Origin of the sequence: Citrobacter sp. FP75, assembly GCF_018342065.1 — a bacterium.
Lineage (GTDB): Bacteria > Pseudomonadota > Gammaproteobacteria > Enterobacterales > Enterobacteriaceae > Citrobacter.
Window position 1 is genome coordinate 38052 of record NZ_JAFDOE010000005.1, and the last position, 24188, is coordinate 62239.

At 53.0% G+C, this 24188-nt stretch carries 18 protein-coding genes and 1 pseudogene; 4 read left to right on the forward strand and 15 right to left on the reverse strand.

What is annotated here, in order from left to right; translation table 11 throughout:
- Positions 1-34: 34 nt before the first annotated feature.
- The 3 genes from cdaR to dgt form a co-directional block, all read right to left on the reverse strand.
- The gene (gene cdaR / locus JQ822_RS17050) at positions 35-1192 is read right to left on the reverse strand and encodes a DNA-binding transcriptional regulator CdaR (RefSeq protein WP_213134451.1); all 1158 of its coding nucleotides are present in this window, start codon (positions 1190-1192) and stop codon (positions 35-37) included.
- Positions 1193-1343: 151 nt separating this feature from the next.
- Complete coding sequence (gene degP / locus JQ822_RS17055; protein WP_213134452.1) at positions 1344-2783, reverse strand: serine endoprotease DegP; 1440 nt, start codon at positions 2781-2783, stop codon at positions 1344-1346.
- A gap of 129 nt (positions 2784-2912) precedes the next feature.
- Entirely contained in the window at positions 2913-4430 is a 1518-nt protein-coding gene (dgt, locus tag JQ822_RS17060) for a dGTPase (protein WP_213134453.1), read from the reverse strand.
- Between the two features lie 83 nt (positions 4431-4513).
- On the opposite strand from dgt, the gene mtnN reads away from it, so the two are divergent.
- From mtnN to JQ822_RS17075, 3 genes are read left to right on the forward strand one after another with little or no spacing between them, the layout of a single operon-like run.
- On the forward strand, positions 4514-5212 hold the full coding sequence (gene mtnN, locus JQ822_RS17065) for a 5'-methylthioadenosine/S-adenosylhomocysteine nucleosidase (RefSeq protein ID WP_135323092.1): 699 nt from the start codon (positions 4514-4516) through the stop codon (positions 5210-5212).
- Positions 5205-6005, forward strand: coding sequence for a vitamin B12 ABC transporter substrate-binding protein BtuF (btuF, locus tag JQ822_RS17070; protein WP_213134454.1), 801 nt, complete (start codon positions 5205-5207; stop codon positions 6003-6005). The genes mtnN and btuF overlap by 8 nt, the downstream gene beginning before the upstream one ends.
- Before the next feature lie 35 nt (positions 6006-6040).
- Positions 6041-6664: a TRIC cation channel family protein gene (locus JQ822_RS17075; RefSeq protein ID WP_213134455.1), complete on the forward strand. Its 624-nt coding sequence runs from the start codon at positions 6041-6043 to the stop codon at positions 6662-6664.
- Between the two features lie 43 nt (positions 6665-6707).
- Here JQ822_RS17075 and erpA read toward each other — a convergent pair whose 3' ends face one another.
- The 3 genes and pseudogenes from erpA to clcA all read right to left on the reverse strand — a co-directional run bounded on the left by erpA (position 6708) and on the right by clcA (position 8555).
- Positions 6708-7052: an iron-sulfur cluster insertion protein ErpA gene (erpA, locus tag JQ822_RS17080; protein WP_003018581.1), complete on the reverse strand. Its 345-nt coding sequence runs from the start codon at positions 7050-7052 to the stop codon at positions 6708-6710.
- A pseudogene (gene yadW, locus JQ822_RS17085) lies at positions 7045-7110 on the reverse strand (small protein YadW). The gene erpA and the pseudogene yadW overlap by 8 nt, the downstream one beginning before the upstream one ends.
- A gap of 23 nt (positions 7111-7133) precedes the next feature.
- A complete protein-coding gene (gene clcA / locus JQ822_RS17090; RefSeq protein ID WP_213134456.1) occupies positions 7134-8555 on the reverse strand; it encodes a H(+)/Cl(-) exchange transporter ClcA in 1422 nt (473 codons plus the stop codon).
- Between the two features lie 168 nt (positions 8556-8723).
- On the opposite strand from clcA, the gene hemL reads away from it, so the two are divergent.
- Complete coding sequence (hemL, locus tag JQ822_RS17095; RefSeq protein ID WP_213134457.1) at positions 8724-10004, forward strand: glutamate-1-semialdehyde 2,1-aminomutase; 1281 nt, start codon at positions 8724-8726, stop codon at positions 10002-10004.
- Between the two features lie 36 nt (positions 10005-10040).
- On the opposite strand, the gene fhuB is transcribed toward hemL, so the two are convergent.
- The 9 genes from fhuB to mrcB form a co-directional block, all read right to left on the reverse strand.
- Positions 10041-12023, reverse strand: coding sequence for a Fe(3+)-hydroxamate ABC transporter permease FhuB (gene fhuB, locus JQ822_RS17100; protein ID WP_213134458.1), 1983 nt, complete (start codon positions 12021-12023; stop codon positions 10041-10043).
- Positions 12020-12910: a Fe(3+)-hydroxamate ABC transporter substrate-binding protein FhuD gene (gene fhuD / locus JQ822_RS17105; protein ID WP_213134459.1), complete on the reverse strand. Its 891-nt coding sequence runs from the start codon at positions 12908-12910 to the stop codon at positions 12020-12022. The genes fhuB and fhuD overlap by 4 nt, the downstream gene beginning before the upstream one ends.
- The gene (fhuC, locus tag JQ822_RS17110; protein WP_213134460.1) at positions 12910-13707 is read right to left on the reverse strand and encodes a Fe3+-hydroxamate ABC transporter ATP-binding protein FhuC; all 798 of its coding nucleotides are present in this window, start codon (positions 13705-13707) and stop codon (positions 12910-12912) included. The genes fhuD and fhuC overlap by 1 nt, the downstream gene beginning before the upstream one ends.
- Before the next feature lie 47 nt (positions 13708-13754).
- A complete protein-coding gene (gene fhuA / locus JQ822_RS17115) occupies positions 13755-16004 on the reverse strand; it encodes a ferrichrome porin FhuA (RefSeq protein ID WP_213134461.1) in 2250 nt (749 codons plus the stop codon).
- Positions 16005-16213: 209 nt separating this feature from the next.
- Entirely contained in the window at positions 16214-17218 is a 1005-nt protein-coding gene (locus tag JQ822_RS17120; RefSeq protein WP_244848982.1) for a fimbrial protein, read from the reverse strand.
- 35 nt (positions 17219-17253) lie between these two features.
- Positions 17254-19737: a fimbria/pilus outer membrane usher protein gene (locus JQ822_RS17125; RefSeq protein ID WP_213134462.1), complete on the reverse strand. Its 2484-nt coding sequence runs from the start codon at positions 19735-19737 to the stop codon at positions 17254-17256.
- A 31-nt stretch (positions 19738-19768) separates the two neighbouring features.
- Complete coding sequence (locus JQ822_RS17130; protein WP_213134463.1) at positions 19769-20482, reverse strand: fimbrial biogenesis chaperone; 714 nt, start codon at positions 20480-20482, stop codon at positions 19769-19771.
- A 49-nt stretch (positions 20483-20531) separates the two neighbouring features.
- The gene (locus JQ822_RS17135; protein ID WP_213134464.1) at positions 20532-21074 is read right to left on the reverse strand and encodes a fimbrial protein; all 543 of its coding nucleotides are present in this window, start codon (positions 21072-21074) and stop codon (positions 20532-20534) included.
- Between the two features lie 559 nt (positions 21075-21633).
- Positions 21634-24174 (reverse strand): bifunctional glycosyl transferase/transpeptidase, encoded by a 2541-nt coding sequence (gene mrcB, locus JQ822_RS17140; protein WP_213134465.1) that lies wholly within the window; start codon positions 24172-24174, stop codon positions 21634-21636.
- Positions 24175-24188: the final 14 nt, after the last annotated feature.

Here is a 24188-nt window from a genome sequence, read left to right on the forward strand (position 1 = left end):
GTGCCGGGTAACGGCTTCGCCTTACCCGGCAAATTCACCGTTGTTCATCCAGCTGCAGCGCCACATACAGCAGCAGCCTGTCGTCAAAATTCCCCAAATCCAACCCGGTAAGTTCAGATACACGATTCAAACGATATTCCAGCGTATTGCGGTGGATAAACAACGCTTTTGACGTCGCCAGCGGCTGCACGTTATGACGAAACCATGCCGCTAATGTTCGGCGCAGCAATCCATTGTTATCCATCGCTTTCAGCCGTACCAGCGGACGCGACAGCTCGTTGGCCTGCCAGCCGCCGCGCAGGCTGTCCAGCAACACCGGCAGCATTAAATCCTGATAGAAATAGCTGCGGTTTTCAGGCATACGCTGCTTACCCACCATCATCGTCGTGCGCGCCGTGCGATACGAACGGGCAATACTTCCCGGTCCGGTAAAGTAGTTACCCAGCGACACGCGAAAACGCAGCTGTCCGTTCTCTTTCATACGGGAGATAAGCTGCTCCACGCGCTTGCGGTGATCTTCCGCATCCCAGCGGCCAAACTGATTGAGCGCGGGTTTAAGTACCACCATCTCGGTCAATGAAACAATCGCAATCAGGTTATTGCGTTCCGGCGTGGTCAACGCATTCTGTAACTGCTGTAATTCTGCCATGGCGCTGTCAACACCCAGCTGCCCGCTATCCACTTCCACCACCGCCACCACGCGCGGTTGGCTCAAATCAATGCCTAAACGCTGCGCCCACTCCATCAGCGCCGGGGTATTTTCTTCCGCCTGAATCAGGTTCATCACCAGCTCCTCACGCAGGCGGCTGTCCTGTGCCAGCAGATGCATCAGACGCGACTGCTCCAGCATCATTTCGGCGGTCATGCACACCAGCTCACCGTATTTGCGCAGATGCTCTGGCTCGCCGGTTAGGCCAATGACACCAACAATTTCACCTTCGAGTCGTAACGGCAGGTTTATTCCCTGTCGCACACCGTGCAAATGCCTCGCGACCGCATCGTCAATGTCCACCACCCGGCCCTGCGAAAGCACCAGTAGCGCACCTTCGTGCAATTCACCAATACGTTCGCGATCGCCGCTGCCAATGATCCGCCCACGGGCATCCATTACGTTGATATTGGTATCGATGATGCGCATCGTGCGCGCCACGATATCCTGCGCCATTTTGGTATCAAGATGCCAGCCAGCCATAAACCCCTCCTGTGAGCAGAGCTCAAGCATAGGGAAGATAATAATCGGCGGCATTGTGCAGATGCACAAACTGAAGGAGAGAAGTATGGAGTTGTGGGAGGGTTCACAAAAAGAAACCCCTCCCCGCTGACGGGAAGGGGTCCAGAGAGGCTTACTGCATCAACAGATAGATGGAGCTGTCACCACGCTGAATATTCAGCGCCAGAACAGCCGGTTTGCTGTCGAGGATTTTGCGCAGTTCGGCAATGTTTTTCACCGGCTGCTGGTTAGCACCGATAATCACATCCCCTTTCTTCAGGCCAATCATCGCTGCCGGCGTATTCGGTTTCACATCGCTGACCACGACCCCTTTGTCCTGGCCTTTGTTGCTCATATCCGCCCCTTCAATGCCTTTGAAGATGGAGCTGGAATCAACCTGAGTCTGGCTGCTCTGCTGCAGCTCCAGATTCACCGTAACCGGCTTACCGTCACGCAACAGACCAAGGGTGATTTTGCTGCCTACCGGCATCGTACCAACCTGCGCACGCAGTGCGGCGAAGCTGCTGATTGGCTTACCGTTCAATGAGGTAATCACATCACCGGCTTTAATACCCGCTTTCGCTGCGGAGGAGTTCGGCATCACCTGGCTAACGAATGCCCCACGCTGGGCATCCACTTTCATCGCTTTTGCCAGCTCAGAGCTCAGCTCAGTCCCCATAATCCCCAGCTCACCGCGTTTCACCTGACCGAACTCAACCATCTGCGAGGTCAGGTTTTTCACCATGTTGCTTGGGATAGCAAAACCGATACCGATGTTGCCGCCGTCCGGCGCGAGGATCGCGGTGTTAATGCCGATCAGTTCACCGTTCAGATTGACCAGTGCACCACCGGAGTTACCGCGGTTAATCGCCGCATCCGTCTGGATAAAGTTTTCATAGTTTTCCGCATTCAGACCGCTACGACCCAGCGCAGAAACGATACCAGAGGTCACCGTTTCACCGAGGCCAAACGGGTTACCAATCGCCACGGTATAATCCCCCACGCGCAGCGCATCGGAGTCCGCCAGCTTAATTGCCGTCAGGTTCTTCGGATCCTGAATCTGGATCAGTGCGATGTCAGAGCGCGGATCTTTGCCGACCATCTTCGCGTCAAATTTACGCCCATCGCTCAGTTGGACTTTAATCACCGTGGCGTTATCCACCACGTGGTTGTTAGTCACAACATAGCCTTTCGCGGCATCAATAATAACGCCGGAACCCAGCGCCATAAATTTCTGCTGCTGACCCTGACCGCCGCCGTTACCCGCGCCCGGCGCGCCGCCCTGGCAGAATGGGGAACTCTGGAACGGAGAACCGTCCTGGCAGAACGGGGAGTTATCTCCAAAGAACTGCTGGAAATTACGCGGCATACGCGGCGTATTCACCGTCGTGCTCCCCTCGACGTTAATACTCACCACCGATGGCATCACTTTTTCGAGCATCGGGGCCAGGCTTGGCATCTGTTGAGCAGTCGTTGCTGAAGACGCTGTCTCAGCCGCCGTTGCAGACAGGGGAGACAACGCCAAACCTAAACTCAGAGCCAGTGCACTCATTGCTAATGTGGTTTTTTTCATGTGTTTCGTTCTCGATTAACAGATAACGCAAAATTGCTGTACACGTCAGAGTCGTTTTATAGCGCTAAGTTCCGGAGTAAACTTTAAGGAAAAAGTAAAATTTTATTGTCCGTCTTTACAAATGCGTGTTTATTGCTCTACAGCCATCAAACGGCGATATTCATCCCAGGCATACAAGTCAGTCATCCCGCTGATATAATCCTGGATCAGGCGGCAGCGATAATAATATTCCAGTACCGGGAACTCGGCAGAATCCGATGATATTTTACTGACCACTTCGACATAAGCAAGTCGATGGCGGGTAGAGAGCTTTTGAAATAAACGCGACTCAATGGGGAACTGTTTTAATCTTTCATTTTTCACCAGCGCACAAAAATCAGCGAGCGTCATCTTTAATAACGGCTGATAGATCTCCAGCAGACCACTGATCACCCGATAGCCCTGCAATTCCAGCTGTTCGACATCAGGATGACTAAACACATGTTTCATCGCCACATTTTTATAGACCCCTAGCAATCGGCTGAAGCTGCTGGCGTCTTCCAACAGAGCATGATTAAAGCTACCTTCAAAAATCTGCGGCAAATTATCAATAAAACGCTGCGCGGCGTAGGGCACCAGTTTATTCAGCGTGTTGACCCGCAAATACATAAAGAACTGATCTTCCGTACTGCGGCTTAATGTATTTGAGCGCGATTTTTCCCACGCGTTCTCTACAACCTGACTAAACAGGGAACCTTTTTCATGCTGGCCCCAGGCCTCATACAGATGATGATAGAGTTGCTCGACGCTGAAGATCCTTTTTTCCACGGCATCTTCGAGATCGGCCACGCAATAAGAGATATCATCGGCAGCCTCCATAATCCAGGTTAACGGAAAACGACTGTAAGGTGCTAATAATAATTCTTTACGTAACCGCTCAATATACGGTTCCTCGGAAAGATAATAGCCCGGCTTCTTCATTAAGTAGTTATGCGTCGCGGGCGTATCGCCTCGCCACCATGCCGGACGGGTATATTTTAAAATACCGCCGACCTGCGCCCAGGTCAGATTCATGCGCATCAAGGTATGCACCAGGCGAATACCCTGTGCATTACCTTCAAAATGACACAGGTCCTGACGCACCTTGCGGCGAACGTCATTGAGCGACTCTTCGCCTTCACGCAAACGTAGCGCAGCCACCTGGCAGCGATCGTCACTTAGAGGCTGGCTTTCCGCATCAGCAGGGAAAAGTCGCTGGCGAAACCAGTCGTTAATCGCCGCTTCACCAAAGTGACCAAACGGCGGATTACCGATGTCATGCATCAGGCAGGACATTTCGACAACGCTTTCAAAAGGGCCGGTTAATTCATCCAGGCCATACTGCTCCAGCAGCTTCAGCTCTTTCAGTCGGCTGAGGATCTCTTTAGCGATGTAGCGCCCAACCTGCTGAACTTCCATCGAATGCGTAAGACGCGTGCGCACAGCGGCGTTACGTTCCAGCGGAAAGACCTGGGTTTTTTGCTGCAGTCGGCGAATTGCCGGAGAATTGATAATACGTCCACGATCGCTTTCAAAAATTCGCAGGATCTCATGCTCAGACTTTACGCCCTGCGGCGAACGGTAACGACGATGCCAGTTTATTTTTTTTCGAAAATCGATCTGTGCCATGCCCTCTCCCGCCTGAGAAATGCGCTACCCCTTAAGCGCATGATAGACTATGCCCTCAAATCTGGCTTATCGCGAGTAAATCTATGAAAATCGGCATCATTGGTGCAATGGAAGAAGAAGTTACGCTGCTGCGTGACAAAATCGAAAACCGTCAGACAATCACCCTCGGCGGTTGTGAAATTTATACCGGCCAACTGAACGGTACTGAGGTTGCATTGCTGAAATCGGGCATCGGTAAAGTGGCTGCGGCGCTGGGTGCAACGCTGCTGCTCGAACGCTGCAAGCCGGATGCCATCATTAATACCGGTTCTGCGGGCGGCCTGGCCTCTACGCTGAAGGTCGGCGACATCGTAGTTTCTGACGAAGCGCGCTATCACGATGCCGATGTCACCGCGTTTGGCTATGAATTTGGTCAACTCCCTGGCTGCCCGGCAGGTTTTAAAGCCGATCCTGCGCTTATCGCCGCGGCAGAATCCTGCATCGCAGAACTCAACCTGAACGCCGTTCGTGGGCTTATCGTCAGCGGCGATGCCTTCATTAATGGCTCTGTCGGCCTGGCAAAAATTCAGCACAACTTCCCGCAGGCGATTGCCGTAGAAATGGAAGCTACCGCAATTGCCCATGTGTGCCACAACTTTAACGTCCCGTTCGTGGTGGTTCGCGCCATCTCTGACGTTGCCGATCAGCAGTCCCACCTGAGCTTTGACGAGTTCCTGGTTGTTGCCGCGAAACAGTCAAGCCTGATGGTTGAAACGCTGGTACAGAAACTGGCGCATGGCTAAATTCATCTCCAGGGCGCTGGTCGCCCTGCTTTGTACTCTACCTGCGTGGCTTTACGCCGCACCGCGCGTGGTTTCCCTCTCCCCTGCTAACACCGAACTCGCCTTTGCCGCTGGCATTACGCCCGTTGGCGTCAGCAGCTACTCAAACTATCCGCCCGAGGCCAAAAATATTGAAGAGGTCTCCACCTGGCAAGGCATGAATCTGGAACGCATTGTGGCGCTCAAACCGGATTTAGTCATCGCCTGGCGCGGAGGCAATGCCGAGCGGCAGGTGAATCAGCTAACCGCCCTGGGAATTAAGGTCATCTGGGTGGATGCCGTCACTATCGAGCAGGTTGCCGATGCGCTACGCCAGTTGGCACCGTGGAGCCCCAAGCCGGAGCAGGCAAACCAGGCTGCGCAAACGTTGCTTGATGAGTATGCTTTACTAAAATCTGAGTATGCCAACAAACCGAAAAAACGGGTGTTTCTCCAGTTTGGGGCGAATCCTTTGTTTACCAGTGGAAAAGGTTCCATTCAACACCAGGTTCTTGAGGTATGCGGCGGAGAAAACATCTTTGGCGGCAGTCGGGTTCCCTGGCCACAGGTTAGCCGTGAGCAGGTACTGGCAAGAGCCCCCCAGGCAATCGTGGCCACCGGAGGTTCGGGTGAAACTCTTAAAATTGAGCAATACTGGGGAGAACAGCTAAAAATCCCGGTTATTACCCTCAATAGTGACTGGTTTGAACGCGCGAGCCCGCGTATTATCCTCGCCGCAAAACAACTCTGTAATGCGCTTTCACAAGTGAAATAGAGCCTGCCTGTCGGGCTCTCAGTGGGGATTCGACAATGCTCGTCTATTGGCTTGATATTGTAGGCACTGCGGTATTTGCTATCTCTGGCGTATTACTGGCCGGGAAATTACGTATGGACCCGTTCGGCGTGCTGGTCCTCGGGGTTGTTACTGCTGTCGGCGGCGGCACGATCCGCGATATGGCACTGGATAACGGGCCGGTATTCTGGGTTAAAGATCCCACCGATCTGGTAGTGGCGATGATCACCAGCATGCTGACGATCCTGCTGGTACGTCAGCCACGACGAATACCTAAGTGGATCCTTCCTGTGCTGGATGCCGTTGGTCTGGCGGTGTTCGTCGGCATTGGCGTCAATAAGGCATTTCTCGCCGGAACCGGTCCGCTGGTGGCGATTTGTATGGGGGTCATTACCGGCGTCGGCGGCGGGATTATTCGCGACGTGTTAGCACGTGAAGTACCGATGATTTTACGTACAGAAATCTATGCCACGGCCTGCATTATCGGCGGTATTGTCCACGCAACCGCGTTTTATACCTTCGCGATACCGCTGGAAAACGCCAGTATGATGGGGATGGTCGTCACGCTGATTATTCGTCTTGCCGCCATTCGCTGGCACTTAAAGCTACCGACGTTTGCATTGGATGATAACAGCAGATAGCAAAAAGCCGTGTCATTAACACGGCTTTTTCATTCTCGCATAATTAAATGCTGAAAGAAGAACCACACCCGCAGGTGCTTTTGGCGTTCGGGTTGGTCACCACGAAGCGGGAACCTTCCAGACCTTCGGTATAGTCAACCGCACCGCCCACCAGATACTGCAGGCTCATCGGGTCAACCACCAGGCCAACGCCCTGCTTCTCAATGGTCATATCGCCATCGTTCACCTGATCATCAAAGGTGAAACCATACTGGAAACCGCTGCAACCACCGCCGGTGATATACACGCGTAATTTCAGATTCGGGTTATCTTCGTCAGCGATCAGGCTTTTTACTTTATTGGCTGCTGCTTCAGTAAATTGCAGTGGCAGCGCTACATCATCACTCATATTTTGCTCCAAACGACATTGGCAATTGGGCAAATTATAACCCAATGGTTAAGGCCATTATCTAATACCCTGGTATTTCGTTCAAGTATTCTCGCCCGCAGCGGTACTCTGGCTTTTCGCCGCCTGCTCCGCTTCCTGTTTTGCCAGTGTACGGGCAAGGATAGTCGAGTATAGCGGCTTTCCGCCCATAAATTGGGCTAATAGTGTTGCGCCAAGACAGGTAATAATCATTGGCAAAATGAGCTGATAGTTATCGGTCATTTCCAGCACCAGTATAATGCCCGTTAACGGCGCGCGCACCGAGGCCGCCAACAATGCCCCCATTCCTGCAATGGCGAACGTCCCGGCCTCCAGATGATACTGGGGAAAAGAGGCCGCCGCAGCCATGCCGAACGCAGTACCCAGCAATGTCCCTAGCGCCAGCATCGGGGCAAAGATCCCGCCAGGCGCACCGGACGAGAAGCACAGCAGCGTGGTAATAACCCGGGCAATAAAGATAAACAGCAGTAAACCAACGCTGAAATTCCCTGCCGCGGCAATAGGGATCAGGTTAAACCCGCCACCAGCCGCTTCAGGTGTAATTAAACCAAGAATCCCGCACAGGCCACCGATCGCCCCGCCCATCAGCACCCATTTTTTGAGATCACCGCCGTGGAAACGCTGGAACATATCCTGAGTACGCAGCACCATGGTGTTGAACAATGGCCCGACGCAGCCAAAAATAATCCCCAGGACCAAGTACAACCACAGGGTATTCACCGGCGCATTGGAGAGCTTCCCAACCTCAATAATGGGGGCTTCGCCGTTGAAAATACGGAACACAATGCTCGACATGATAACGCCGGTAAACACGGCTTTGATCGACACGAGGTTGTAGCGAAACTGCGGACGCATCTCTTCAAGAATGAACAGGATGCCCGCCAACGGCGCATTGAACGCCGCCGAAAGACCCGCAGCCGCACCGGTTGCCAGCAGGGTATGTCGCGCTTCGGCGCTACGCATACGGAATACATCCAGCACCATGCGCCCGATGTTACCGCCTATTTGCACCGTCGGCCCTTCGCGTCCGAGCACCATACCGGCCCCCAGCGTCCCCATACCGCCGATAAATTTCACCGGCAGTACGCGCCACCAGCGCACAGGACGCAGCTCTTCCAGCGCGCCTTCAATCTCAGGGATCCCCGAACCACCAGCTTCCGGCGCAAATTTACGCACCAGAAAATAGCCAACCATGGCCAGCAACGCCGAGAGAATAAACGCCAGCGGCCACAGCAGAATGGCATGATCGGCAACCTGCACCAGTGCACCGATGCGCAGGTTCTGTACCCAGGTCACGGATTTCTCAAACGCCACGCCCACCAACCCGGTCACGGTTCCAACCACCGCTGCCATCAACAGGATCGCAAGCGGCGTTTTGTCCCGATCAAGAAGTCGACGGATCTGATCCCTGCGCCGCAAACGCACAATTTGCTGTGCTTCAAAAGAGGGAGTGTCTGTTTTCATCAGATGATCATTAATTGGTAATACAAATACGGAGTCGGCATTCTACTCGCTCATTTTGTGAAAATCCCCTGCAAATCGTATTGTTTCAAATGCGCAAAACTTTCATAACCTTCGCTGAATAACTAGAATAGCCCGCATTCACTTTTTCTACGAACCAGGACTCCATCCATGAGTAAGTCTGAAAACCTCTACAGCGCAGCACGCGAACTTATCCCCGGCGGCGTAAACTCCCCTGTTCGCGCCTTTACCGGCGTGGGTGGCACTCCGCTGTTTATCGAAAAAGCCGACGGCGCGTATCTGTATGACGTCGATGGTAAAGCCTACATCGATTACGTCGGCTCCTGGGGTCCAATGGTACTGGGTCATAACCATCCGGCGATCCGTAATGCGGTGATTGAAGCCGCAGAGCGTGGCTTAAGCTTCGGCGCACCGACCGAGATGGAAGTGAAAATGGCGGCATTGGTCACCGAACTCGTGCCAACCATGGATATGGTGCGCATGGTCAACTCCGGTACCGAAGCAACGATGAGTGCCATTCGTCTGGCGCGTGGCTTCACCGGCCGCGATAAAATCATCAAATTTGAAGGCTGCTATCACGGCCATGCCGACTGCCTGCTGGTCAAAGCCGGTTCCGGCGCGCTGACGCTGGGCCAGCCGAACTCCCCGGGCGTTCCGGCAGATTTTGCGAAACATACCCTCACCTGTACCTATAACGATCTGTCCTCGGTGCGTGCGGCATTCGAGCAGTATCCGCAGGAGATTGCCTGCATCATCGTCGAGCCGGTCGCAGGTAATATGAACTGCATCCCGCCGCTGCCGGAATTCCTGCCGGGCCTGCGTGCATTGTGCGACGAGTTCGGTGCGCTGTTGATCATCGATGAAGTGATGACCGGTTTCCGCGTCGCGCTGGCTGGCGCGCAGGATTACTACGATGTCGTACCGGACCTGACCTGTCTGGGTAAAATCATCGGTGGCGGGATGCCCGTTGGCGCATTCGGCGGTCGTCGCGATGTGATGGACGCGCTGGCACCAACCGGACCGGTTTACCAGGCGGGAACGCTGTCCGGTAACCCGATTGCGATGGCAGCAGGATTCGCCTGTCTGAACGAAGTCGCTCAACCGGGGATTCATGAGACGTTAGATGACCTCACCACCCGTCTGGCGGAAGGTCTGCTGGAAGCAGCCGAGGAAGCCAATATTCCGCTGGTGGTAAACCATGTGGGCGGGATGTTCGGGATTTTCTTCACTGATGCCAAAACTGTGACCTGCTATCAGGACGTGATGGCGTGCGACGTCGAGCGCTTCAAGCGTTTCTTCCACATGATGCTGGATGAAGGGGTTTATCTGGCACCGTCCGCGTTTGAAGCGGGCTTTATGTCCGTGGCGCACAGTGTAGAAGATATCAATAACACTATCGACGCCGCGCGCCGGGTGTTTGCGAAGCTGTAATCCATTCGCCTCGCTCGTCAAGGCGAGGCGTTTACATTACCGGCTCTGCTTTCTCAACAAATAGATAAAGTACGGCGCACCAATAAACGTCGACAGTAATCCCGCCGGGATCTGATACGGAAACAGCACCATTCGCCCACACCAGTCGGCAAACACCAGCAATACCCCACCCGCCAGCGCCGAAATCACCATATGTGGCATAGTCCGCCGAAAACCTAACATCCGTGCAATATGCGGTGCCATCAGCCCGACAAAGCTCAACGGCCCAATCGTCATGGTAGCCGTCGCGGTCAGACCCGCAGCCAACATCAGCAAACCAACACGCGACGGCGTCAATGCCATTCCCACCGCCCGCGCCGTATCACCGCCCAGCGGTAAAATCGTCAACCAACGACGGCACAATGGCGTGGTAGCCAGCAGAATCACCATCACGATTCCGGTACGTAAAACCTGCTCACCAGTGGCGTTGTAGGTCGAGCCGGAGATCCAGGTCAGCACGCTTGCCATGCGCGGATCGCCGCTGGCCTGCAGCATCATCAGCAGCATAGTGAAAGCGGTACTGAGCGCCATCCCTGCCAGCAGCATGCGGTGCGGCGAAAAGCCCCCGCGCCCTGCAGCAATCATAATGATAAGCAGAGTGACCGCCGCTCCAAGGCTCCCGGCCGGCAGCAGCCAGCCAAAGGCGTTGCCGGGCACCAGAAATAGCATCAGTACGACGCCAAACGCCGCACCGGAGCTAATCCCCAACACTTCCGGGCTGGCCATCGGGTTACCGGTCAGACGCTGAATAATACAGCCCGCCACCGCCAGCATCACCCCGGCAATCAGCGCCGCCAGAATACGTGGCCAGCGCCAGGGCATCAGTTCGTCCAGCATCGCGCCGCTGGCCCAGGTCCAGCCATGGGCATCACGACCAAACGCGAGCGCCACAATAACGGCCAGCAGCAATATCACGCCGCCCACCAGCGCAAACATCAGCACGTTCTGGCGTTCAGCGGCAACATGGTTGCTGACATTCATATCCGGCGCACTCATGCTGCGCAAGCGTGGCAGCAGCCACAGCAGCAGCGGTGCGCCAATCAGCGCAGTCACCGAACCGGTGGAGACTTCCATCCACACGCGGGTCAGCCACAGAATAATTTGATCGGAAAGCCAGAGGATCAGTGCACCAATTAGCGGGGCTAGCATCAGACGCGCCAACAAACGCCGCGCGCCGAGCATTTTCGCCAGCAGCGGTGCAAACAGGCCGATAAAACCGATAATCCCCACCGCGTTAACCAGCAAGGCACTCAGCACAATCGCCAGCGTTAATGCCGCCAGCCGCGCCAGCGACAGCGCCAACCCAAGGTTGCGCGCCACGCCGTCATCCAGCCCCATCAGCGTCATCGGGCGCAGTAGCAGCAGCGTCAGCATCACGCCGCCCAGCAACTGAGGCCACAGACGCTGTACGCCGCTCCAGTCGGTTTGCGTGAGCGTTCCGCTGCTCCACAAAAACATGCTTTGCAGCTGATCGTGGTGGAAAAGAACCATCAGCTGGTTAATCGCGCCGCAGTACAGACTCACCACCAGACCGGCGAGGATCAGCGTCACGGGTGACAGACGCTTGCCCCAGGCAACGCCGAACACCAGCGCTCCGACGATACACGCCCCGGCCAGCGCCGCAAATTGCGTGGTCAGCGCACCAGGGATCGCCCACAGCGTAGTGAGCGTAATGCCCAGTTGCGCACCGGTTGCCACACCCAGCGTGGTCGGTTCTGCCAGCGGGTTACGCAATACCTGCTGAAATAACACGCCAACCAGACCCAGCCCTGCACCGACCAGTAATGCAATCGCCAGTCGTGGTAGCAAGCTGTAATGGAAAATCATCTGCTCGATGATATCGATATTCGGCGACCAGATAGCCTGTGACCACTGGCTGCGCGGTAGAGCAACGGAGAAGTTAACCCAGGTGAGCCAGCAGGCAGCAACAAACAGAACCGCCAGCAGGAGGGTTGGGAACAGCGCAATTCGTTTACTCACGCTTTGCCTCCCAGCGCATTATCCAGAATGCGGGCAAAATGCATCGCCGAGAGCGTTGCGCCATAAAACCAGACGGCAGGTACACGCTGAAAACGTCCGCTCCGGACAAACGGCATCGCCTGCCACAACGGCGTAGACATAAGCGCAGCCATCTCTTTATCGTTGCCGTGGTCAAAGCACAATACATCGACATCCTTATAAGCAGCCAGACGGTCAATGCTCACGGCTGTGCTGCCCCAAAAGTTTGTCTCTCCCTGCCAGGCGTTGGGGATCCCGTATTCGTCCAGTACCTCCTGGAACAGACTGTTTGGACCAAACACCAGCATATGCCGCGAATCAAGCAGGGATGTCAGGAGTACGGGACGCGCGCCACGTTGAATGAAGTGCGGTTTCAGGCTGGCGATAAAACGATCGTACTCGGTCAGGTGGCGTTCAGCAGAGGCTTGCAGATTGAACAATTGCGCCATTTCCTGCAGCGATTGTCGCGCAACGGCCAGCGGCTTTTTACCGTCACTGAAGTTAAATCCCCGGCCAGGCGCAATCCGCGCCAGCTTTTCGGGAGAAGGACCATAGCCTGCCGACCACAGCAGAAATGAGGGCTTCATTTCGGTCAGCAGTTCGAGATTGGGTTCCGTGCGTAGCCCAACGTCAATCACCGAATCCGGCAGCGGGGGCTCACTGACCCACAGCTTGTAGTTAGGGATATCCGCGATGCCATACGGCGTAATACCCAGCGCCAGCAACAGTTCTACCGGTAGCCATTCCAGCGCCACAATGCGCTGCAGATCAACCGCCGCAGCGTGCGCCGTATTCATCCGCCACAGCAGCGGTGACAGCGCCATCGCTGCAAGCAGCCGTCGACGGGTGATATGATGTAATCCATCCATTAATAGACAAAACTCACGGGTGCGGCACCAGCCGGATGCGGCAAAATGCCCATCGGGATGCCATAAATCAGTTCCAGGGTTTCGCTGCGCATAAGTTCAGCTGGCGCCCCCTGAGCAATCATTTCGCCACCGCGCAGCGCCACCAGATAATCGCAGTAGCGGGCCGCCATGTTGATATCATGCAGTACGGCAATCACCGTCAGTCCACGCTGCTGGCTTAAGCGATGCACCAACGCCAGCACATCAACCTGATGCGCAATATCCAGCGCGGAGGTCGGTTCATCAAGCAGCAGACAGCGGCTGTCCTGCGCCACCAGCATGGCAATCCACGCGCGCTGGCGTTCCCCTCCGGAGAGGCTATCAACCAGACGATGCGCCAGCGGTTTTAAGCCGACCAGCGAAATCGCTTCTTCCACTTTCTCTCTATCAGCCACTCCAAAACGTCCCAGCGCCCCGTGCCACGGATAACGACCAATCGCCACCAGCTCGCGCACCGTCATCCCTTCCGCCTGCGGCAGTTGCTGCGGTAAATAGGCGACCTTACGGGCAAACGCTTTGCTGCTCCAGTTCTCCAGCGGCTGCTCGTCGAGCAAAATATCGCCTTCCGACGGAGGCTGATGACGTCCCAGCATTTTCAATAAGGTCGATTTACCGGAGCCGTTATGACCGATAAGGCCGGTTACTTTTCCCACGGGAAACGTTAACGAGAGGGGATGCAAAAGCGTGCGGCCAGGCACACGAAAGGAGACGTTACTCAACGCAAAAGTGGTGTCGGGATGGGATCTGTTTTCCTGCATAGCAGCCAACTTGTAAAACGGGCACGCAAAGCGTGCCCAAAAATAAATTAGAAACGGAAGGTTGCAGTTGCAACGACCTGACGTTCTGCGCCCCAGAAGCAGCCATAGGTATTGAAGCAGCTGGCGACGTACTCGCGATCAAACAGGTTGTTCACATGCAGCGCCACGTTGGAGCCCGCCATACCAACGCGAGCCAGATCGTAACGTACTAACGCATCCACCAGCGTATAGCTCCCCACTTTGAAGGAGTTTGCCGGGTCGCCATAGCTGGAGCCAGTATAACGAACGCCAGTACCCAACGTCAGCCCGGAAAGCGCACCATCATAGAGGGTGTAATCGCCCCACAGTGATGCCATGTGTTTTGGCACCTGCGCAGGCGTATTGCCTTTGTAGTTGGTGTCGGTGGTGTATTCCGCATCGGTATAGGTATAAGAGCCGACAACGTTAACACTGGCAGACAGCGCCGCTTTCGCTTCAATTTCTACACCGCGAGAACGAATTTCACCGCCTTCCACTGACCAGAACGATCCGTTCGGGTCGGCCATCAGATTGTTGGTTTTGGTCAACTGATAGACAGCACCGGTGATCACGATTGGACGATCGTTCGGCACGTACTTCAAGCCAGCTTCGTACTGCTTACCTTTGGACGGCGCAAAGATATTACCGCTTTCCCCGGTCTGGGAAGCCGGTTCAAACGACTCGCTGTAGCTGAAATACGGTGTCACACCGTTGTCGAACAGGTAGTTAACACCGCCACGCCAGGTGAATTGCTTATCATCGCGGGAATCCGTAACGCCAGAAACACGGTTCAGAGAGTCCTGTTTAGCCCAGTCGTAACGACCGCCCAGAGTAACCAGCACCTTATCCCACTGCATCTGATCCTGCGCATACAAGCCAGTCTGTTTCTGTTTGTTCAGCACTTTGTAAGGACCTGAAGGGCCTGGGTGTGAACCAAAATCGAAGTCGCTGCGGTCAAGATTATAGATGTCGGACGGTGCAACAGAACCGGCATAACCAAACCAGGAGTCGATATCGTTACGCATGCGCATAAAATCAACGCCGGTTAACAGCGTGTGATCGACATCAGCAGTCGCGAACTTGCTTTGCAACTGGGTATCAACAGCGAAATTCTGCAATTTCTCATTATCGATAACGTACTGACGGGTCAGCGTGTGATCCCAGTCGGACTGAGGAACGCTGGCGCAAGGACTGTTAGCCGGATCCTTGGTATAGAGCGGATCGGAGCACATACCGTAGCCATACACGCTGTTCTGCGAGACCTTATTTTGCGCGTAACGCAGGTTCTGACGCACGGTAAAGGTGTCGTTAAATTCGTGGTCGAAGCTGTAGCCCACCATCTTCTCGTTACGAGAATAGGTATTGTTGTTCGCCCCTTCGTTGAAATCGGTAGGCAGACGCTTGCCGTTCGGCAGCTCAGTCACCGTCCCCTCTTTCGGCAGCCAGCCGTAATAACCAGTCTCTGGCTCGTTCTGGAAGTAAGAGAGGAAAGTGAAATTCGTCTTATCATCCGGACGCCATGAGAAAGACGGTGCGATAGCATAACGCTGCTCTTCCGCGCCCTGCTGCTGGGCATTGGCGGAACGCGCCAGGCCGGTTAGGCGGTATGAGTATACGCCGTCATCATCCAGCGCATCGCTGAAATCAAAACCGGTCTGGAACAGGCTGTCGGTGCCCATCTTGAACTGAATTTCTTTCAGTGGTTCTGTCGTTGGGCGCTTGCTGACCATGTTCAACAAACCGCCTGGGTTACTTTTTCCGTAGAGAACGGAAACCGGACCGCGCATGACTTCGGCACGCTCCAGCATATACGGATCGATCACTGCATCATTGTAGAAATTACCCTGCATTTTCAGGCCATTCAGATAGTTATTCTGACTTTGGCCATCGGCAGCGAAGCCACGGATGATCAGGTAATCATACGTATTTGATGCTCCACGGGTACCCACCGCCACACCTGGCGTGTAGCTGAGCGCCTCTTTAACTGATTTCGGCTGATGCAACGCCATCTCTTCGGCGGTGACCACTGAAATAGACTGAGGAACTTTTTGAATCGGTGTGTCGGTTTTGGTCGCCGTCGCTGACTGACGAGCAGCAATCGTCGCCGCGGGGCCCCATGCGCTTTCTTGTGCGGCAGGCGCTGCAGTTACGGTGATGGTTTCTTCTTTCGGGTCAACCGCCGCCTGTGCATAGACAGACATGCCGCTAACCGCTGTGGCTACTACCACTGCGATTTTGCGCAGCGAAGAGTTTGGCTTAGCAGTTTTAAGACGCGCCATTGGTATTTCTCTGATGAAAGTGAATGATAACGTAAACGAGAATTATTATTATAACGGCAGCATAATATTCGAAACGCTGGCGAGATAGCAAGCAATACGCGTCCCTACTAAAACTAAGGGGTTAAGAAATAACCAGATGAAAAGAATGGGTTAATAAATTAGGCTAAAATGTTAGTACACAGCCAACCCGCCGAAGCGGGCGTAAAAAATTAACGGTAAAAGACTTCAAAGGTTGCCACCGCATCCACTTTTCCGGCATTGATATTACCGGTTTTGATGTAGCGCGCCTTCAGCGGGATTTCCGCCACTTCATTCGCGCTGGTGCTGCTCACCGCGGTGTAGGTCTGACCAAAACTCAGCACATTATCGTTCTTGTCCATAATCTGAATACCCACACCGCTGGCAGCGCTGTCTCCACTGGCGATATCCAAAATATTACCCTCTGTAACACCTGTTGAACCTGCACTGTTGAACTGATAATCGATTTGCGTACCTGCCCGACAATCTGATATTGCAATTTTGAAACTGTCATCAGTCAGCACCTCTGAATATTGGCTATTAAGGTTATTGACGTTAATTGTTTTCAGCGGTACGTAAATATTTTTTTCCGCCAGGTTACAGGTATTGGTCTGGATATGGATACTGGTGGGCGATACCAGTAGCTGAGCCACCACCTCTTTCCCCCATTTATCTGCTGCCGTCAGGCTGGAGGTATCAAGGTAGCCGTCTTCAACATCATCCGTCACGACCAACTGGAGTGTCGCATAATACGTTGTATGAATTGTGCTCCACCCACTGGAGCCATAGCTATAAAAATGCATAGGGGTGACGATATAGGTTGAGTTAAAGGAGGGCGTTTTATCCCGCGCTTCCGCCATGCGGATACCAATTCCCGGAACGTTGGTCTGGTAAACACCTTCCAGCACCCCATTACGGGCATCCGCAGCGGTTAACGTCACATAGCCTTTGTTTTTATTGCCGGTGCTCTGGCACTCCATATCAACCAGGGCGCTATTAATGCTCTCCTCATAAATAATCGTACCAACCGGTGTGTCAGGCTCTACTTTGATGCTTGCCGGAAGCTGAAAGGTCATTGCGCCATTTTCCGGGGAATTTCCGGTACATGTTGTGGTGGCATAAACAGGCGCTGCCGCACCCGCTAAAATCACCATAATCAAAATAGCCCTGAAAATATTGTTATTCCCTTTATTCATATCTGACAATTTCCCTATTGATAAGCCATCTTCCGTTATTGGCAATTAACCGTAGCAGTGAAAATTCCCGCGCCCACATTCTCAGGCACACTTACGCTGCCCATACATTTCGTCAGTGCCGTGTTTCCCCATTGAACCTCAAAGCGCTGCGTTCCTTTTAGACCCGTGACGTACACTTCACCCTCGTCACCCACGATCGATGTCGTACCGTCCATACTTAACAGAGCGCCAAAAGGAACCACGTTCTGACCATGTTTTAATGTCAGCAATGCACGTTTGCCTGAGCGAGCAGTAAAATCAGCCTTCACGACGGCCCCTTTTGTCGGGGTCGTATCCAGAGAAGCATCCTGAATATCAATATCGTCTCGTCCCTGAGTATTCACAGTAATAGTATTACGGCGATAATTGGTTAAAGTCGGCACAATGGCATTGCCCCAATAATCGGTGTAAACCCCCTGGGAGTTTTGTATTTTTACATTATCGCCATCGGTAATGTGCACAATGGCAAAAGCATCCTGAATGGATTGTCCCAGCGTGATCCCCTGCGAATGCGCAACAACGGAACCCTGAGCGCTATAACCCCACTGCTTACTGTCTTTTTGATAACTGTAATTGGTGCTGAATTCGCCAACCGATGCCCGATAGCGAGAAGAGAGATACGCACCGTAGCCAACATTGTTGTCAGTATAGGTTTGCTGGAGGTTGTAATTTAAATTGTTATCTTCCAGTAGCGTCCCACTGACGCCAACCTGATGCGAGCTATTACCTTTTTTGGAACTCGTCAGGTTATATGTTCCCCAGGCGTTCGCCAGCCAACGCGAAAGTGGAACGTTAATTGAGACAGAAAATTGCTGATCGTTATCGGTCGATGGCGTTTTCGTCAGGCTGTAATTCAGCGACCAGTTAACGCCTTGCCAGCTGCTGCTGTAACCCAGGCTGACGCTGCGCTCATGGCCATCCATTCCCCAGTAATCTTGCTGATAAGCGTTGGCGTATACCGATCCCCAGCTCTGTAACGACTGAGAAAGATTAAGCTGCAGTCGGCTGCGACGGTTATAGCTATCGCGATAGCTGTAGATACTGTCGTCATCATAGGTGTTATTACGCTGATCCAACGCCTCCTGGAAGGTATAAAACCCGGAAGTGGAATAGCGATAGCTGGCCAGCGTCACTGTGGTATCTGTCAGCGGAAAATCTTTCGCGTACTGCGCGCGCCATGACTGACCATTCGCATCCGCGCGTTCGTCGTCAAATGACGTTCGCGCCGCCGTCAGATCCATCGACAGCGAACCAAAATCCCGTAAGTCGGCGCCGATGCCAACCAGTCCGGCGCGATATATCGACGCGCCCTGCATGCCGCCGTAAGATGTAATGCCGTAAGGCAAACCGTAAATAAGCGTCGCCTGACTGAATCCCGGCTCTTCGCCACTGTCGACATCCCGGTATTTCCCTGCCGCCAGACTGTATTTTAGCGAACCTTCGCGTTGCATAATGGGAACAGAGGAACTGGCCTGAATAAAGCTCCTTTCGGTTCCATCCGCTTCTGTAACGGTGACTTCCAGATCGGCCCCTGCCGTCACTTGCGTTAAATCGCGAATTTCAAACGGCCCGGGTGAGACGTTGGTCTGATATACGGTGTAACCATTTTGCCTAATGGTCACTTTAGCATCGCTGCTGGCAATGCCATGAACAACCGGCGCAAACCCCTGTAGCCCACTGGACTGCATGCTGGTATCGCTCTCCAGCTTAATCCCAGTCATTTGTACGCTGTCGAACAATTCGCCATTGGTATAGGTTTGCCCTACCTGAAGTTGACTACGTAGCTGTTTGACATCGCGTTCAAGCGTCGTGCTAATTGATTGCCAACCACTATCATTCCCCCAGTTGCTGGTGTTTCGCAAACGCCAGGGGCCAATATTCACACCTGAACTTAGACTTGCCCAGCGAGAAATATTATCAAGGTCGCTTGATTGCTGACGCGAGCCCGAAATGTAGTAACTGGTCCACAGCGCTGGAATACCATCATCCCAAAAAACGGGATTGCTTCCGCTCGAAACTTGCCGATTACGGTAGATCTGAGGAATACGTAATTGCAGTACCTGGGTTTCCGGGCTGAAGTCATAGCTTGCATCCGCGATATATTCACTGATATCGCCTAGCGGTGTATTTTCATTAACATGGCTCAATGCCGAAACAGTATCAACTTTAACGCCAAACTCGCGTAATTCCGCTTTAGTCAATTGCGGAATCAATTTACGATTATCTTTTGAAAGGAGATAATTTAAATTTCGTTTATCAATGCGATCCTGAGCCCAGACAATCGACGTTAAATAACGTCCTGGAGATAAACCATTATGACGTAAATAAGCCTCAAGCGCGCCAGTATTCTCCAGCGGCGTCCCCGTTTCCAGCGCGCTGAGATTGAAATAATCGTCAGCATAAGCAGAACCGCTGGCCATCAATATAGCGAGTGTCAGCGAATTGAATGCAAAAAGACGGACAATGTGATGAGAAGACATAAACGCCCCCCGAGATAAATCGCCAGCCGATTTACATTGACTGCTTACGCTGTCCTGTCTCTGAACCGAAATCATTAATAGCGGTCCAGACAACGTCCCCTTTTACTGCCGATGGCAGCGGAAAACGCTGCTCACCAAATGGAGCGACCATCATGGTTAATGCCGAGGGGGAATGTTGCTCCGATGCAGCCTTAACTACTTTCCCCGCCACCGTTAACTGTCCAAAGGTGATGTAGAAGGGCGTTGGGTTTTTTACGACTAACTGGTTTTGACTGCGGCTAAATTGCAACGATTGCCAGGCCATTTTTGCCTCGTCTTCTGTCAATGAAGCCGGGCGATAAAACAGTTTTAATTTAGTTTTAATGGCAAATTGTAACGTGTTCTTGTCACGCAATTCCTCCGGGATCGCTGCAACAGATTTGATGTTCGCCATAAATAATGACTCACGATCCTGAGGCAGTGTCGATTTATTACCGGTATAAACCACGTGCAGCAACGTCTGGCGATTTTCATCTAATTTATAAATTGGCGGTGTAATAATAAATGGCGCTTTACTGTCGTCAATATTACTGACCCAACTCTGTACCAGATAGCGCTTATCATTATCCTTGTTTTTTAATGCAATCTGAACTTCAGATTGGTTGGCCGGATATATAATTCGTGTGCCACCCACTACGACGCCAGCTTGAGCCGAATTTAATCCCGAGGTTAATATAAGTGTTAATGCTGTGATAAGTCGTTTCATCTTTCCATTCCATTGAAATACTGGCCCAGCCTGGGCCAGGTTATGATGATTAACGATAAAGCAGAGTATAGGTCGCTTGTGCGGTATAATCACCGGTAGTTGGTAACGTGCTACCAACCTGGATAACCTCAGCTTTATAATTAAAAACCACGCTGTCACCATTAGCCTTATTCAGTGCCGCTTCAGGATCTGAGCCATCAAATTTCACGTAGTTGCTGCTCCCTTCTGGAAGCATACGTACCCCGAGGTTTTGCGCAGTCCCTGTCGCCTGCAAGACTTCTTCGTCATACCCTGCAATACGCGTCCCATCAAATTTGATATTGAGATTGGCAATCGCGTCATCGCATTCCGTCAGTGTGATAGCAAAAGATTGCGTGTCGCCGACTTTCTTATCTTCGCCAAACGCAGTTTGTGAAAGGTTGTTAAACGTCACAGTACCGTTTGTCGCCGTACCGTTTACATCAACCACGCAACTATCGGGAAGAATTTTCCCATTAAACGTTACCGTCCCGGTATCAACGGCAAAAGCAGATGTTGCTACAGTTGCCAGTGCACTACTGACAAGCAACGAGATGATAATTTTTTTGCACATAACGTATTCCTTACATATGTTCACAAAAATCAACAGAAAAAATAGTTTAAGAATAATGAGGGGAAATAGAGGCTGGTTGGAGATGTCATTGCAACAACATCATTATAGATATAATATATCCGTGCCGATTTACTCAATGAGAGACAGTCCCTTTCCCTTACCTGCATACTCTACAAAACATACTGAATAAATGCTAACTCATACATTCACAAAACTTAATAAAAAATAAACCAACACATTGTTTTATATAAAATTAAATAAGAAACAATATTTTCTTAAGATTGCTTTAAGCTAATTTAAAAACATTCACCAAACAAATAATGAAACAACATCAGCATATAAAAATAGATTGATATTATGATTAACGGTCACCACCTGGCTGAAAACTTCCTACCATTCATAGTTACCCAATTATAAGAGACGGACGAAATTTACGCTGAATAATCAACATAGGGAATCAAAGGCGAAGTAAAAAAAGCGCGATTATAAGACAGTAAAAATCCCCGCACCAGGTCTGATTAACACAGCACTGATGCGGGAAGGAGTCGTTTTATTGAGATCAGTTACTACCAAACATATCCTTGATCCAACCTGCAACGCCGTCGCCGTCTTTCTTCTCTTGCTGCGACGGTTGTTGTTGTTGTTGCTGTTGTTGAGGCTGCGGCGGCGCCGACTGATCAAATGGGTTACCTGATTGCTGCTGCACCTCGCCTTGCTGACAGAGCGAATCTGGATCGCTGGTCCACACCGGAAGCGTACGCATCCCGCCGCTGCACACGAAGTTACCGTCGTAATCCACGCCCATATCTACAATATCTTCCGGCGGCGTCAGCGTGAGCGGCGTTGGCGTCTGGTTGGCCAGATAACGCTGGTAAATCGACATCGCCCCGCTCGCACCGTACAGCTTGGTTGGCTGGTTGTTATCACGGCCCACCCAGGTAATGGTCACCTGGCTGCCGTCAATCCCGGCAAACCAGGTATCCACGTTGTTGTTAGTGGTCCCGGTTTTCCCTGCCAGATGCAGTCCAGGATACTTCGCGCCAAGCTGACGCCCGGTACCACGCTGTACAACCTGCTGCATTGTCCACAGCGTCATATACGCCGCCTGTGCTGGAACGGCGCGCTCAGCCTGCGGGAAGCTCTGATACAGCACCGTACCGTCTTCGGCAATCACCGAACGCAGCGCCGATAGCGGCGCGCGGTTGCCGCCGCTGGCGATAGTCTGGAACGCCTGCGCGACTTCGATCGGCGTCAGGTTCAACGCCCCCAGCAGCATAGCAGGAACCGGATTCAGCTGATCTTTCGGCGCACCCAGTTTCACCCAGGTGTCGGTGACGGCAGGTAAGCCCAGCGCCATTCCCAGATTTACCGTCGGTACGTTCATGGAGCGCGTTAACGCATCCACCAGCATCACTTTGCCGCTTTCGCTGTAGCGACGGTCATCATTCTGCGGGGACCATACCTGACCGTTTGGCTGACGCAATGCAATCGGCGCATCGGCAATCCAGGTATTCAGGCGATACAGCTTCGGCTGGCTCAGGGCGGTCAGATAGGTCGCCGGTTTCGCCAGAGAACCAATTGAACGACGCGCCTGCATCGCGCGGTTGTAGCCCGCAAACTGCGGCTCTGCCCCGCCAACCATAGCGCGAACTTCACCACTGAAGCGGTCCACAACCACAATCGCCGTTTCCAGATCGCTCAGCTTACGCTGCTTCTTCAGCACCGGAATGCCTTCCACCGCCGCTTTTTCTGCAGCGTCCTGCGCCACGGAATCAAAGGTGGTGAAGATTTTCACGCCGGAGAGATCTTTAACTTTATCGCCCAGCTTCGCCTGTAGCTCCTGGCGAACCATCTGCATAAACGCAGGCTGCGGTGAAATCACCCCACCGCGCGGCTGCACACCTAGCGGACGCGCACTCAGCATGTCATACAGATCCTGGTCGATAATTTGCTGCTGCTGTAGCAGGCGCAGCACCAGGTTACGACGTTCCAGCGCCAGTTTCGGGTTACGCCACGGGTTGTAGATTGACGCCCCTTTCACCATTCCCACCAGCAGTGCCTGCTGATCGAGGCTCAGCTCTTCTACCGGACGGCCAAAGTAATACAGGCTCGCCAGCGGGAAACCGCGAATTTCGTTATCGCCGCTTTGACCGAGGTACACCTCGTTCATGTACAGCTCAAGGATCCTGTCTTTGCTATAACGCGCGTCCATCAACAGCGCCATATAGGCTTCGTTGGCCTTACGCCAGTAAGAACGCTCGCTGGAGAGGAACAGGTTTTTCACCAGCTGCTGAGTCAGCGTACTGGCCCCCTGCACCGTACGGCCTGCCGTCAGGTTCGCCAGCACTGCGCGCCCGATGGAATAGAGACTGACCCCATCATGCTCGTAGAAATGACGATCTTCGGTCGCCAGCAGCGTATCCACTAATAGATCGGGGAAACCGCTGCGTGGCACGAACAGACGCTGCTCGCCGTTGGGCGAAGAGAGCATGGTGATCAGGCGCGGATCCAGGCGGAAGAAACCAAACTGGCGGTTGTTGTCCAGATTCTCGATGGTGTCCAGATGATCGCCATCAAAGGTCAGACGCGCACGCACCTGCCCTTCTTTACTGTCCGGGAAGTCAAACGGACGACGGATCATCTCAATGCTGTTAGCCTGCACGGTAAACTCGCCGGGACGCGTCATCTTCGTCACCTGACGATACTGCGTCGCTTCCAGCAGTTTCACCATCTCGTTTTTGCCGATAGGCATTTCTGGCTCAAGGTTAACCATCCGGCCATAGACGGCCGCAGGTAGTTGCCAGACTTTGCCATCAATACGGCTACGGATTTTCTGATCCAGATAGACGCCGTAAATGGCAATCAGCACCAAAAAGACAATCGACAGTTTTACCAGCAGCCAGAACCAGCCGCGCTTACCACGAGGCTTACGCCCTTTGCCTTTACCTTTACGCGGCATCGGTTCTTCATCCTCATAGTCATCATCATCGTAATCGTCGTCATACTCATCATCTCTGAGTTGACGACGGCTCACCTTTTGTTTCACCGGACGTGTCGGTTTCCCTTTACGTCCAATTGGCTCGCGGTCATTCCCCGCCATGCTTTTTCTCCGCA

Excerpts from the sequence above, each read along its gene's own strand:
- clcA (WP_213134456.1), bottom strand. The coding sequence starts at position 8,555 with ATGAAAACAGACACTCCCTCTTTTGAAGCACAGCAAATTGTGCGTTTG.
- mrcB (WP_213134465.1), bottom strand. The coding sequence starts at position 24,174 with ATGGCGGGGAATGACCGCGAGCCAATTGGACGTAAAGGGAAACCGACA.
- JQ822_RS17075 (WP_213134455.1), top strand. The coding sequence starts at position 6,041 with ATGCTCGTCTATTGGCTTGATATTGTAGGCACTGCGGTATTTGCTATC.
- JQ822_RS17120 (WP_244848982.1), bottom strand. The coding sequence starts at position 17,218 with ATGAATAAAGGGAATAACAATATTTTCAGGGCTATTTTGATTATGGTG.
- erpA (WP_003018581.1), bottom strand. The coding sequence starts at position 7,052 with ATGAGTGATGATGTAGCGCTGCCACTGCAATTTACTGAAGCAGCAGCC.
- fhuD (WP_213134459.1), bottom strand. The coding sequence starts at position 12,910 with ATGGATGGATTACATCATATCACCCGTCGACGGCTGCTTGCAGCGATG.
- JQ822_RS17130 (WP_213134463.1), bottom strand. The coding sequence starts at position 20,482 with ATGAAACGACTTATCACAGCATTAACACTTATATTAACCTCGGGATTA.
- JQ822_RS17135 (WP_213134464.1), bottom strand. The coding sequence starts at position 21,074 with ATGTGCAAAAAAATTATCATCTCGTTGCTTGTCAGTAGTGCACTGGCA.
- fhuC (WP_213134460.1), bottom strand. The coding sequence starts at position 13,707 with ATGCAGGAAAACAGATCCCATCCCGACACCACTTTTGCGTTGAGTAAC.
- btuF (WP_213134454.1), top strand. The coding sequence starts at position 5,205 with ATGGCTAAATTCATCTCCAGGGCGCTGGTCGCCCTGCTTTGTACTCTA.
- dgt (WP_213134453.1), bottom strand. The coding sequence starts at position 4,430 with ATGGCACAGATCGATTTTCGAAAAAAAATAAACTGGCATCGTCGTTAC.
- cdaR (WP_213134451.1), bottom strand. The coding sequence starts at position 1,192 with ATGGCTGGCTGGCATCTTGATACCAAAATGGCGCAGGATATCGTGGCG.
- degP (WP_213134452.1), bottom strand. The coding sequence starts at position 2,783 with ATGAAAAAAACCACATTAGCAATGAGTGCACTGGCTCTGAGTTTAGGT.
- mtnN (WP_135323092.1), top strand. The coding sequence starts at position 4,514 with ATGAAAATCGGCATCATTGGTGCAATGGAAGAAGAAGTTACGCTGCTG.
- JQ822_RS17125 (WP_213134462.1), bottom strand. The coding sequence starts at position 19,737 with ATGTCTTCTCATCACATTGTCCGTCTTTTTGCATTCAATTCGCTGACA.
- hemL (WP_213134457.1), top strand. The coding sequence starts at position 8,724 with ATGAGTAAGTCTGAAAACCTCTACAGCGCAGCACGCGAACTTATCCCC.
- fhuA (WP_213134461.1), bottom strand. The coding sequence starts at position 16,004 with ATGGCGCGTCTTAAAACTGCTAAGCCAAACTCTTCGCTGCGCAAAATC.